Below are 12,674 nucleotides of genomic sequence, written 5' to 3' on the forward strand. Positions count from 1 at the left end.
CCCGCCCCTACTACACACAAACCTTTGCTTGCATCTATATTTTCTAAATACTTACTCATGCAAGCACTTGGTTTACAGGCATTTACCGCAGTGGTAAATAAATCAATTAAAAACGACTTTTTAGAATCCATTAGTCACAGCTCACGAAAAAATTGAAGGAATAGCTAAACAAATTAATATCATCACAATAAACATGCTAAGTAGCATAACGATATCTTTGCCAGTTAAAATTGAGTTTGATACGGTCTCGGCATTTTGTACTTTTGTGACTTCGTTTACTTCTCTTGGAATTAAACGACTCGTAACATAAATAATCACCGCAGCGCTTACAAAACCAATAAAGTTCCACCAAAACCAAAAAATATCTGGTGCAAATACCGACACCAACAAATTAATTAATACACCACTAATTAAGCCAATATTGGCATGCAATGCAGCACTGCGTTTACTTAATACAGCAACTAAAAATACCGCCAGTATTGGGCCATAAAATAACGAGCCTACTTTGTTAATAGCTTCAATAATGGTCGGCGCAATGTCACCAGCAAAAAGTGATAGTACTAAGGTAATTGCGCCCCATGCTAAACCTAAGTATTTAGCTAACTTTAAGTAAGATGATTGGTCTAGCTCTTTATTAGATATACGGCTGTAATCTTCAATACTTACCGCCGAAAGTGAATTAATTGCAGAGCTAAGTGACGACATCGCTGCCGACAAAATAGCGACAACCAATAAACCAATTAAGCCATGCGGTAGGTAATCTAAAATAAATATAGGCATCATCCAATCAGGGTTATCTGCTGGAATTTTTGCTAAAAATTCAGGGTTACTCATTGCCAGAGTGCCAACAATTAAACCCGACACGCAATATAAAATAGTAATAGGGAAGCGCACTACACCATTTGCTAAAATCATGTAGCGTAGGTTTTTAGGATCTTTTGCACTGAGCGCACGCTGCGCTTGCGTTTGGTCACATCCGTAGTAAGAGGCGTAAAGTACCACACCACCAAAAATCATCGGTAAAAAGCCAAAGCCATCACCACTAAAACCAAATGAATCAAACTTAATCGCTTCTAATCGGCTCGAATCAACATTGGCAATAAAGGTATCAACCCCACCTAAGTGATATAGTCCAAACCCAATACAAGCAATAGTACCCAGTACAATGATGATCATTTGAATTGCATCACCGTACACTACGGCTTTCATCCCGCCTTGCAGTGAATATAAAACGGTTATAACACCCGTTAGTACAATAGCTTGCCATGCTTCTATTCCCATGGTGCCTTGTAATATAAGCGATACCGCGTAAATCATAATGCCGGTGGCAAACGCACGGCTAAATTGAAACACCACACTAATAAGCACACGGGTTGAGCGGCCAAAGCGCATTTCTAAATAATCGTAAATACTGACAATGCCGCTTTTATAAAGCTTGGGTAAAATAGTCGCTAAAATTAAAATCATCGCCAGCGGAACACCCAACTCATACGAGAGCCATTGCATACCACCGCCTTCACGCAAACCAACAAATGCAGGAGCCGAAATAAAGCTAATAGCCGAAAGCTGAGTGGCCATTACCGACAAAGCCAAAGGTTTCCAACCTAAGCTTTTACCCCCTAAAAAGTAATCACTTTTATTGGTTTGTTCGCGTAGCATAAATCCCATTACCAATAAGGCACCAAGATAAAGAGCAACTATTGAAAAATCTAATATATTCATAATTTATTCGCGTATTCACAATATGAAAACACTGCGCCTTTTCAAAATTAAAATACCAAACGGCTACCTGCCCTTACCTTTTTGAATAAACGAGCCTAGTCAAAAAGATAAACCTGTAGCTAACTTAGCTGAAAAATGCATCACAATGCAAAAAGCCTATTAACCCCAAAGTGAGTTAATAGGCATAAAGCATTTATTTAAAAGTCGTATTTAACTCTTAAAGTAACGCGTCGTGGGAGAATTGGGCGACCTACAAAGTATGGGTTATCTGCCGTTTGGCTGTTACCTAGACGAGGCGAACCTTCAGTAACACCGTCAGAATCAAACAGGTTAAATACCCCAACGCTTAAGCGTACTGTTTGCTCTGGTGCAACTTGCCAGTTATAGCCTGCATCAAATCTAAATAAGTGGAATGAATCAAGTTCTACCGAGTTTGAGTCATTAGCATAGTTTTTACCGGTAAAGTTATGGTAAATCGATGCATCCCAGTTATCTGCGGTGTAGCTAATAGATGAGTTAAATAATATTTTTGGTTTACGACGTAATTCGTTACCAATAATAGAAGGGTCTGAGTCAAATTCAGTAAATTCGTGATCGGTATAGGTCATGTTGGCATCAACAGCCCACTCATCGGTAATATCGTAACGACCGGTAAGCTCAACACCCGTTGCTTTAGTTGATTGCATAACTGGCAGCTCTAATACGCCCCCATTACCATCATTTACAAAGTCTACGCTGCGTCTGTCTTTTAAGTCAGTTCTAAATAACGCAATGCTGCCGCTAAAGTTGTTATCAAAAAACTTAACACCTAGCTCGCCTTGCTCAACAATTTCGGCTTCGTAGCTGGCAGGCTCGCCTAAATCATTGAACTGAATACCTCTAATTTCTGGGAAGAAAAACCCGCGAGATGCATTGGCATATACATTTAAATTATCAGTTAAGCGATATAACGCCGCCCCCGATACAGCAAATTCAGACGTGTCGACTTCGCCGTAAGTCATTACACCACTGCCCGTAGTGTTAACTTGTAAGTTAGGTGCAAGCGTTGGATCATCAGAAATCTGAACTACTTGGCTGCCTTCACGACTAATTTTTCCTTCAATTTCTTCGTAGCGAACACCAAAGTCAAAAATCCAATCGTCACTTTCCATTTGATCCGCTACGTACAATGCTCTGCGGGTAGCGCTAATGGTTTGGTTAGTATAAGAAATGCCTGGGCCACTAATACCATTTTGAGTGTACTGAACCTCATCGCCATTAACATCGGTATACGTTAAGTCGATTAAGCGAGGGTTGTTATTAAACTCACCTAAGTAAGTTGTAATAACGTTATCGTCGTCGGCTTCACTGTGCGAGAAAAATGTACCGACTGTAATATCGTGGCTAAAATCACCTACAAAAATACTTTTGATGATATTAAATTCTGCAGAAAAATCTTCAGCTGGGCGGTCGCGGTCTAAAATACGGTTAGCAAATAGTAAGTCATCACTTGCAAGTGCGACACCTGAATTAACATAAGAAAACTCAGCACCGCTTGCATCACCTAGCCCTCTGTTAGCTAAGAAGTCGTCTTGGCTTTCAGGTACATTAATAATACCGTCGCCGTCTAAAAATAAATTAAATTCGTGTTGGTATTTAGCGTATTTACTGCGCATATTAATGGCAAAATCGTTAGCGAGTTCTTTTTCAAACACTACTGAAATAGAGCCACCTTTAGTAACTACACCATCGCTGATTGGCGATTCATAACGACCATTTGCTGTATCGTACGTTAAGTTAGATACTTGCGCCGTTTGCAGTGATTCGACTTCACGACCATCGTTACCAATTAAGCGCTCGCGGCTGTCGCCATCAAGTGGAATAGGTAAGTAAAACTGAGCTTGGTCGTCAATGTACTGTCCGTAAACAGTAAATGAGCCAGAGCCATCATTAAATTCTTTACGAATATTACCACGCAACTGTGTACCTTTAGTCTCAAGGCCTGTATCTAAAGGGCCCTCGTCGTAACGGTAAAAACCAGAAAGCGCATAATATAAGCCGTCTTCGTTAAGTGGACCGCTCGTTGCAAAATCTAAGCGAGTACGCCCTTGGTCAGAAAGCTCCATTTGTACGGTACTTTGCGGATCATCACTGCCCGTTTTAGAAATATAGTTAATAATGCCGGCCACAGAACCTTGGCCAAATAAATTAGATACACCACCACGCACAAACTCTACGCGCTCAATACCCAAATCATTACGGTAATACACATCAAACGCCGATGAGTTTAAACCAAAAACACTCAAACTAGGTGAACCGTCGTACGACAGTGGCGTAAACTGAAACTGACCCGATGAAGGTAAGCCTCTTACTTGTAGGTTAGTAGCGACTTCACCGCCACCGCCTTCTACTTTAATACCCGGAATATAGCGAAGCACATCCGCTTGGCTACTTGAAGACAGCTTTACCAGCTCGTCTTCACTAATAGATGTTACTGATTGTGGAGTGTCTGAAATAACACGCCCTTTACTGGTACCAGAGACGATAATACGCTCAACGTTGTTAGCTTTTTTTGCTGTATCTGGTGCAGCTTCTTCTGCTGCATAAGCGCCCTGTGCGAGGCATAAAGATACAATAGAGGCGATCGTTGTTTTATTCACGGGTATTCTCCAATTGTGCTAGTTGTCTGTGTGTATTTACTTAGAGTGTGGCTAAGCAAAGCCGAAATAATCAAGTAAACATGTTAGTTTTTTGTTACTTCGAACAGGATTTAAGCACAGAAAAAAAACATTTACAACCCATAATGAGTACTTTAATATTATCCAAATCGGAAATAACACACAAAGAGCACCCAATATGACTACTATAAACAGCGGTAAAATTGACTCAGCAACGGCTTCATCGCTTGCAGACCTTGCTACTAAAACACTTATAGCAAACGACTTAGGTGGCTATACAGTACCAACACATGGCCTATACCCGTTTCAGTGGAACTGGGATTCAGCCATTACAGCGCTAGGCTGGATGAAATCAGACGAAAGCCGCGCATGGCAAGAAATTGATGTGTTATTTTCAGGCCAATGGGATGATGGCATGGTGCCGCACATCTTGTTTCATAAAGATTCTAATACTTATTTTCCTGGTCCTGACGCATGGGGTTCGGATAAAAAAATTAAAAGTACATCTATTTCACAGCCGCCAGTAGTCGCCACCGTAATGAAAGAAATGCTTGCCAGCGCGAAAGATAAAGCACTTGCAGAACAAAAAGTTAAAGCGTTATTTTCACAAGTAGTTGATTATCATTTATGGTGGTACAACGACCGAGATCCTGAAAAAACAGGTTTAGTAGTAACCTACCACCCGTGGGAATCGGGCATGGATAACAGCCCATCGTGGGATGACGCTCTTCATGCTGTGCCATGTGTAGATTGGGAATATACGCGCCGTGATACAAGTCATGTAGATTCTTCTCAGCGTCCACATAAAAGTGAATACGACCGATTTTTATACCTTGTAGACTTTTTTAAACGTAACAACTTTGACAGCAAAGTAATTTACGAAACCTGTCCGTACAAAATGAATGACCTAGGTATTATTGCTATTTTGCACCGTGCAACCAAAGATTTACTCAAAATGGGTGAACAGCTTGGCTTAAACGATGCTCGCACTGATTACTTAGCACAGCGTTTACAAATAACAGAGCAAGCCATAAATACTTTATGGTGTGAACAAAGCCAGTACTTTTACTGCAGAGATGTATTAACTAACAGCTTGGCTAAAGTTAAAACATCAGCCGCGCTATTAACTGTATATGCAGGTTTAACAAGCGATGAGCAAACTAAAATAATTAATACAGCCACCGAAGATTTTATTGAGTCAAGCCAGTTTAGTGTGGCTTCTACTCACCCNGAGCCACAACGCTACTGGCGTGGCCCGATTTGGTTACACATCAACTGGATGATAGCCATAGGCCTTAAAGAAGCAGGCTTTGCAACAACGGCTGACAAAATTCAAGATGACACTCGCAACCTAGTTGTTAAGTCAGGCTACTACGAATATTTTAACCCAGAAACAGGTGCAGGCTGTGGTGGTAAAGATTTCTCGTGGACAGCTGCAATTGCATTACATTGGCTACTTGACTAATAACTAAGGCAAGATCATGAAACACACAATATGCTTTGGTGAAGTACTGGTTGATTTACTTTCAAATAAATTGAGCCAAAACAGCAACGAACACGAAGCGTTTACAAAGTTTGCAGGCGGTGCGCCTGCAAACGTAAGCGTTGCTATTGCAAAGCTAGGCGGTAATGCCTACTTTGCAGGAATGCTAAGCACTGATAGCTTTGGCGACTTTTTACATAATGCATTAAAAGAGCAAGGTGTAAAAACCGACTTTATGCGTTTTACCAACCAAGCAAAAACAGCTCTCGCGTTTGTATCACTCGATAACGATGGCGATCGCACGTTTGAGTTTTACCGTGATAACACCGCCGATTTGCACTTTAGTAACGATGACTTTAGTCGCGAATGGTTTGAGCAATGCGATATTTTTCATATTTGCTCAAACACATTAACCGACAAAAACATCAGAAACACCACCGCTTACGGTGTTAAATTTGCAAAACAAAATAACTCAATTGTGAGCTTTGATATTAACTTGCGCCTCAATTTATGGCCAAGCGATGCCAACCCTCGCGAGCATATTTTACCGTTATTAAAAGACTGCTCAATTATTAAAGCCTCAAAAGAAGAGCTTGAATACTTAGCGGGTGAGCAATCGAGCGATGAGTTTATTGCCCAAACACTTAATAACGGTTGTGAGCTATTTGTAGTTACCGATGCAGGCAACCCTATGCATTGGTATACAAAAAATGCCAAGCAAACGCTTCACCCTAAAAAGGTTACTATGGTTGATGCCACCGCTGCAGGAGATGCGTTTGTAGGTGGACTGCTGTATCAACTAGGCTTACAAAACCTAACACCCAGCTCTTTTAGCGAGCTTTGCAACACGCCCGAAACACTAACAACTATTTTTGAATTTGCTTCGTTATGTGGTGCCCATGCCGCATCTTACAAAGGGGCATTTAACTCCCTACCTAACCAAAAGTCTCTACACGATTTTAGGAGCGAACTATGAAAAGCACACCTGATAACTTTAAAAGCCGTGAATTTTTAACGCAGCACATTAGCGACACGTTAGCGTTTTATGAGCCAAATATTGACGATGAACACGGTGGTTTTTACCAAAACTTTTCTGATAACGGTGAGGTATTTGATAAACACACGCGCCATTTAGTAAGCTCTACTCGTTTTGTATTTAACTATGCGCGTGCATACCAAACCTTTAATGACGAAAAGTACCTAAACCGTGTTAAATCGGGAATTGAGTTTATTCGTAAGCATCACCTTGTTGAGCAAACAGGCGGCTATAACTGGTTATTAAAAGTTGAAAACGCTCAAGCTACCGTGCTTGATAACACCAATCATTGTTATGGCTTTGCATTTGTTATTTTAGCGTACAGCTGGGCATATCGCGCAGGTGTTACAGAGGCGCGCGAATACCTCGACGATACATTTCAAACAATGGAAACACATTTTTGGGATGCAAAAGCCGGTTTATATAAAGATCAGCATAACAGCGACTTCACAAAATGTGATTCATACCGCGGCCAAAATGCCAATATGCATACTTGTGAAGCACTTATTGCCGCTTATGAAGCCACAAGAGACGAAATATTTTTAAACCGTGCGCTCACACTTGCCGACAACATGGTTAACCGCCAAGCTAGTTTAATGGGTGGGCTTATTTGGGAGCATTACGATATAAATTGGCAGGTCGATTTAGAGTACAACAAAGACGATCCTAAAAATTTATTTCGTCCGTGGGGCTTTCAACCTGGCCATCAAACAGAGTGGTCAAAACTGCTTATGTTTTTAAATAAGCATAAGCCACAAAAATGGCTTATTGAACGCGCTCAAGCCTTATTTGATAACTCAATAAATGTAGCATGGGATAAAAAGCACGGCGGTATTTGCTACGGCTTTGCCCCTGATAAAACTATTTGCGATGACGATAAATACTTTTGGGTTCAAGCCGAAACTCTGTGTTGTGCAGCGTATCTTTATCAAGCAACAGGGGATGAAAAATATCAGCAATGGTATGACAAAATTTGGCAGTATTCGTGGCAGCATTTAGTTGATCATAAATACGGAGCCTGGTTTAGAATTTTAACCGCTGACAATAAAAAAATAGACACGATGAAAAGCCCAATAGGTAAAACTGATTACCATACAATGGGTGCCTGTTTTGATGTGCTCGAACTATTAAAGTAACTATGTAGTTATAACTTTTACAGTGTTGTGTAGACCTTTTAACCGCCAGCTTGGCGGTTTTTTTTGCGCTGGATTTAATTCACCTCAAAAAGGGTTATCAACTTAACAAAATAATATTTTTTTACAGCCATTTTTTTAAACCTAATCTTTTGAATACCACACCAATAATAGAAAATTTTGCACGCCAGCAGCGTATAGTAATATTAAAGATATAAAAATAAGAGAACAGGTAATGCCCAACGAGAAAGATCCCCACGCCATATGCACAAGCGAACAAGTTGCTTGGCCACGTATTGCCGCAATTGCTGCAATGCTAAGCTTTTCATTACCCACATTTATAACCGGCTTAGAAATTCATCAAAGTTCAAGTGTGAGTAATACACTTTGGGCATTAGTTATTGGATCTATCATTTTAACCGTAATTGGCGGTGCCATGGGCACAATAGGTGTAAAAAGTCGCTTAAGCTCTTATCTGTTAGTAAAAATAGCCTTTGGTAATGCAGGTGCTGGCATTGTAAATATAGCTTTTGCTTTGTCATTAATTGGCTGGTTTGGAGTAAATATTGACTTGTTTTCGAATGCAGTAGTACGCCTACTGAGCGCTGAATTTAATATTATTATGCCTGAGTGGCCAATTGATATAGCTGCTGGCTGCGCCATGCTCATAACCACATTATACGGATTTAAAGCTATTAATGTACTGGCCTCTATTATGATCCCCATTTTAGCTGTTGTGACCGCAATGATGCTATTTGGCGCATTAGATAACATGCCATTTATTGATTTTATTAATTTAGAAAAGTCAGCAGACTTATCACTTGAAGATGGTGTAGCCGCCATTGTTGGTGGCGTTATTATTGGCGCAATTATCTTGCCCGATATAACCCGTTTTTCTAAACAAAAACGTGGCGGCATATACACCTCTTTTATTGCTTATATGATTATTGAACTGCTCGTTATTTTTGTAGCTGTATTTGCAGCAGCCGCCATGCAAGAAACCGAAATACTCAGTTTAATGCTTGCGCTCAACCTAGGATTTTCGGCTTTTTTTATTGTGATTGCAGGAAGTTGGATTTTAAATTCACTAAACTTATACAGTACCGCACTCAGTGTAGAGGCAACTTTTCCGCATTGGCATAAAAAGTGGGTTATTGTTTTATTAGGGCTAGTAGGAATTGGCGCGGCATTTATAAATATTTTAGATATGTTTATTAGCTTTTTAGCATTTTTGTCAGATATTTTTGTGCCCGTTGCAGGCGTTATTATTGTTGATGCATTATTTATAAAGCCTGATGCGTACCACGCAATTACGCTTACCAATAACGCGCGCTTTTCTGTACCTGCATTTACGGCTTGGTTTGTAGGTGCGGCATTTGCAGTGTGTAATGGGGCGATATTTAACGTGTCATTGAGTGGCATTACTGTTATTGATGCCATTATTTTAACCGCAATTATTTATACTTTTTTTGTAAAATTGATTAAGCCAAAACCGGTTAACAAGCACTAAGCACTTATAACTAACCAAGGCGCTTAATCAGCGCCTTGTTCGTCTTCTTCTATTTTCATTTCGTCTCGCCATCTTAGTTTTTCAAGCGGGTAGCCTAAAAAGAACTTGGCTCGCTCAAGCACGATACGTGTGGTTAATTTTTTAATCGTATAATTACTACTGCCCGTTAACTTATCGCACATTGCGTTAAGCGCCTGAATATCTGCAAAACAACAAAAAGAAATATAATCAATATCACCACTTAACTGCATGCAATCCATTATTTCAGGGATATCGTGTATTTCAGCTAAAAACTTACGCCTAGCAGCTAAATTATTGTCCTCAAGAGTAAATTCCATATAAGCAAACACATGTTCACATATTTGTTCAAGATTAATATCGGCATGAAATGTACGAAAATACCCAGCTTCTTTTAATGCTTTAACGCGTTGAAAACAAGCGCTGGGAGAAAGGTTTACTCGCTCTGCTAACTCTACATTAGTGAGATCGGCAGTAAGATGCACTATTGCTAATATTTTTTGGTTATATCTGTCTATTTTTATCGTTTTTTTCATAACTGGTTTCACATTGAAAAATAATTAATTTTGTAAACCTATTGTCAAAATGTACATAAAACTTAGCACCTGCTAGATATTTTCACAATATGTTTGTGCTCATTTGAGGTTTTACAAAATATTATTTTGTCTGAAAAAGCGACAATGTTTGTACGTTAAAAACATTACCTTAGTCGTGACATTAGGACATATAACATGAGCAGATACAATAGAACAAAATTCCATAAAACGCTTTTAGCATCGGCGGTGAGTTTATCGTGCTTGTCACACGTTAATGCACAAGAACAAAATAATACAGCCAACACTATCGAAAAAATTTCTGTTATCTCTCGAGGACGTGTTGAGTCAATTCAAAACGTGCCAGACTCTGTTACCGCCTTTAGCGCCGATACGATTGAAAAATCTCGTATTACCAGCTTTCGTGATGTTGCTAATTTAACGCCTAATTTGTCGCAACTTGATAACTTTAGACCCGGCCTTGCGCGTATAACTATTCGTGGGTTAATTACACCGCAAGTGGGCGATCCGCCGCTTGCATTTGTTGTTGATGGTGTAACTGCCCCCGATTTAGAGTTTATTAACCAAGACTTGGTAGATATTGAACGCATTGAAGTTATGCGTGGCGCGCAAGGCGCACTGTACGGCCGTGGTGCCATTGGTGGTGCGGTTATTGTTACCACAAAAAAACCAATTGAAGACTTCGAAGGTAAAGTTAAAGGATCAATTGGCAACGGCAATACCTATAACCTAAATGCGGTTGTATCAGGTTCACTAAACGATGAAAACACCGCTTATTTTAGAGCCGGTGGTTACATTAAAGATACCGATGGCCTCATTAAAAACACCTACACAGACGATAAAGCCGATCCATTAAAAGAGCAATCAGTATTTTCTCAATTAGAATTTGAATTAACTGAAGACACATCAATAAACCTTAAAGGTAAATACACGTCGAGCGAAGCGGGTTTTGCTTACTATCAAGGCGTAAACGATGACACTATTGAAGACTTCTCAATTAATACCTCGCAAAATATTATTAACGAAGACGAGCGTGATGTGTATGAGCTAAGCGCTAAACTTACCCAACATTACGATTTAGGTAAGTTTGAGTTTGTAACTGCCTACAGCAATTCAGAAAACGAGCACTTTTACGATGGCGACTACTCTGCCGATGCAACCTTTATTGACGAAGACGGTTTTTTTAGAGCACCGTTTGGTACTGACGGATTATACGATGTTGAATCGTTAACTGTTGAGTCTCGATTTATATCCCAGTCAGATCAGGAGTTTAGATGGTCTGTGTCGGCATTTTATCAACAGCGCGACCGCGACACTGCGGTACTTTTTTACGATGACTTTACCGATGCACAAATACTTACCCGTAAAGACTTTGCAAACGATGAACCTTACTTATCTATTATCGATAATAACAGCAGTGATGCCTGGGCTCTTGCGGGGCAATTTAACTACGATATTACCTCGCAGTTAGAGCTAACTGGCGCACTACGTTACGATCACGATACGCGAGAATCGTTTGACCCAACTAATAAAACAGATACTTATGCTAAAAAGTCGTTTAGCCAACTACAGCCAAAAGTAACTTTAGGATACCAAGTTACTGATGACTTTTTGCTATACACAGGTTATTCGCACGGATTTAGAAGTGGCGGCTTTAATGAGCCTGCAGAAGGAATTAGCCGTACCTTTGATCAAGAAGTGTCTGATAGCTACGAAATGGGTTTTAAAACATCTTTGTTTGATAGCAAAGTAACCCTTAATGGAGCTGCGTTTATTATTGACCAAGACGATGCTCAGTTTACGCAATTTAATGTAGATACCTTCACCCTCGAAAATCTATCAATTGATGAAGTACAAACCAAAGGCTTAGAGCTAGAAGCCGCCTATGCAGCCACTAGCAATTTAAGCATAAATCTAAGCGCCGGTATTATTGATTCAGAAATAAAAAGCTTTGCACTGCGTCCCGAGCTTGCTGGCAGACCACAATTTTGGGTGCCTGAGTACAACTACGGGCTTTCGGCAAATCATAACTTAGAGCTAAACGGGTCATGGTCACTGTTTTCGCGCGCTGAGTTATTAATTGAAGGCCCTAAAACATTCAGCATTGATATTCCAGATGTAGAGTCATCACGTTACACCTACCTCAATGCGGGTATTGGCATTAAAGCTGAGCAGTGGACAGTGCAAGTTTACGTAGACAACCTCACTGATGAGCGTGCCATTGAAGATATTTTTTTATATGGCGACGGGATTACTGAACTTGCCCGCCAACCTAATAAACCACGTAGTTACGGCGTAGAGCTAAGCTACGACTTTTAATTTCTACTCTCAAATAGCTGCTTTAAATAATCTTAAGGCAGCCTCTTATTTTTTAGATAACCATAGCGATACACACATGCAAATTCTTAATCGTGAACAACTAATTGATATTTTATACGGCTGCGCCATTTTAGGTACCGGCGGTGGCGGTGAACTAAGTGAAGGCATAAATTACATTGACGAAGCCCTGGCATTAGGTAAAACGTTTAAACTTGTTAGCGCAGATGAAGTACCCGCAGGCG

Annotated in this window: 9 protein-coding genes (1 of these 9 running past the window's edge); 6 read left to right on the forward strand and 3 right to left on the reverse strand. The window is 40.1% G+C overall.

Going from position 1 to position 12,674, the window contains the following annotated elements; genetic code table 11:
* Nucleotides 1-141 precede the first annotated feature (141 nt).
* Both L655_RS0106855 and L655_RS0106860 read right to left on the reverse strand, forming a co-directional pair.
* A complete protein-coding gene (locus L655_RS0106855; RefSeq protein ID WP_024604529.1) occupies nucleotides 142-1,722 on the reverse strand; it encodes a sodium:solute symporter in 1,581 nt (526 codons plus the stop codon).
* 197 nt (nucleotides 1,723-1,919) lie between these two features.
* Nucleotides 1,920-4,361 carry a TonB-dependent receptor gene (locus L655_RS0106860; RefSeq protein WP_024604530.1) on the reverse strand — a complete coding sequence of 814 codons (2,442 nt, stop codon included), beginning with the start codon at nucleotides 4,359-4,361 and terminating at the stop codon, nucleotides 1,920-1,922.
* Nucleotides 4,362-4,557: 196 nt separating this feature from the next.
* Here L655_RS0106860 and L655_RS0106865 point away from each other — a divergent pair, with 196 nt between their 5' ends.
* The 4 genes from L655_RS0106865 to L655_RS0106880 all read left to right on the forward strand — a co-directional run bounded on the left by L655_RS0106865 (nucleotide 4,558) and on the right by L655_RS0106880 (nucleotide 9,541).
* On the forward strand, nucleotides 4,558-5,844 hold the full coding sequence (locus L655_RS0106865) for a trehalase family glycosidase (RefSeq protein ID WP_024604531.1): 1,287 nt from the start codon (nucleotides 4,558-4,560) through the stop codon (nucleotides 5,842-5,844).
* Nucleotides 5,845-5,860: 16 nt separating this feature from the next.
* Nucleotides 5,861-6,838: a carbohydrate kinase gene (locus L655_RS0106870; protein ID WP_024604532.1), complete on the forward strand. Its 978-nt coding sequence runs from the start codon at nucleotides 5,861-5,863 to the stop codon at nucleotides 6,836-6,838.
* Nucleotides 6,835-8,034, forward strand: a complete 1,200-nt coding sequence (locus tag L655_RS0106875) for an AGE family epimerase/isomerase (protein WP_024604533.1) — start codon at nucleotides 6,835-6,837, stop codon at nucleotides 8,032-8,034. Before L655_RS0106870 ends, L655_RS0106875 begins: the two co-directional genes overlap by 4 nt.
* A gap of 232 nt (nucleotides 8,035-8,266) precedes the next feature.
* Nucleotides 8,267-9,541 carry a cytosine permease gene (locus L655_RS0106880; protein ID WP_024604534.1) on the forward strand — a complete coding sequence of 425 codons (1,275 nt, stop codon included), beginning with the start codon at nucleotides 8,267-8,269 and terminating at the stop codon, nucleotides 9,539-9,541.
* Between the two features lie 23 nt (nucleotides 9,542-9,564).
* Here the strand turns inward: L655_RS0106880 and L655_RS0106885 are convergent, their stop codons facing one another.
* The gene (locus tag L655_RS0106885; protein ID WP_002957736.1) at nucleotides 9,565-10,095 is read right to left on the reverse strand and encodes an Lrp/AsnC family transcriptional regulator; all 531 of its coding nucleotides are present in this window, start codon (nucleotides 10,093-10,095) and stop codon (nucleotides 9,565-9,567) included.
* 195 nt (nucleotides 10,096-10,290) lie between these two features.
* Here L655_RS0106885 and L655_RS0106890 point away from each other — a divergent pair, with 195 nt between their 5' ends.
* Nucleotides 10,291-12,432, forward strand: coding sequence for a TonB-dependent receptor (locus tag L655_RS0106890; RefSeq protein ID WP_024604535.1), 2,142 nt, complete (start codon nucleotides 10,291-10,293; stop codon nucleotides 12,430-12,432).
* A 76-nt stretch (nucleotides 12,433-12,508) separates the two neighbouring features.
* Nucleotides 12,509-12,674, forward strand: the 5' end (the start) of a protein-coding gene (locus tag L655_RS0106895) for a DUF917 domain-containing protein (RefSeq protein WP_024604536.1). 950 nt of this gene lie beyond the right edge of the window; the window shows 166 of its 1,116 coding nt (coding positions 1-166); it begins with the start codon at nucleotides 12,509-12,511; its stop codon lies beyond the right edge, outside the window.

It is taken from the genome of Pseudoalteromonas sp. TAE79, from assembly GCF_000498015.1.
Taxonomy (GTDB): Bacteria; Pseudomonadota; Gammaproteobacteria; order Enterobacterales; family Alteromonadaceae; genus Pseudoalteromonas.

What these genes read in the sequence shown, in the direction of transcription:
- L655_RS0106870 (WP_024604532.1), top strand. Translation starts at nt 5,861, where the DNA reads ATGAAACACACAATATGCTTTGGTGAAGTACTGGTTGATTTACTTTCA.
- L655_RS0106875 (WP_024604533.1), top strand. Translation starts at nt 6,835, where the DNA reads ATGAAAAGCACACCTGATAACTTTAAAAGCCGTGAATTTTTAACGCAG.
- L655_RS0106880 (WP_024604534.1), top strand. Translation starts at nt 8,267, where the DNA reads ATGCCCAACGAGAAAGATCCCCACGCCATATGCACAAGCGAACAAGTT.
- L655_RS0106890 (WP_024604535.1), top strand. Translation starts at nt 10,291, where the DNA reads ATGAGCAGATACAATAGAACAAAATTCCATAAAACGCTTTTAGCATCG.
- L655_RS0106885 (WP_002957736.1), bottom strand. Translation starts at nt 10,095, where the DNA reads ATGAAAAAAACGATAAAAATAGACAGATATAACCAAAAAATATTAGCA.
- L655_RS0106855 (WP_024604529.1), bottom strand. Translation starts at nt 1,722, where the DNA reads ATGAATATATTAGATTTTTCAATAGTTGCTCTTTATCTTGGTGCCTTA.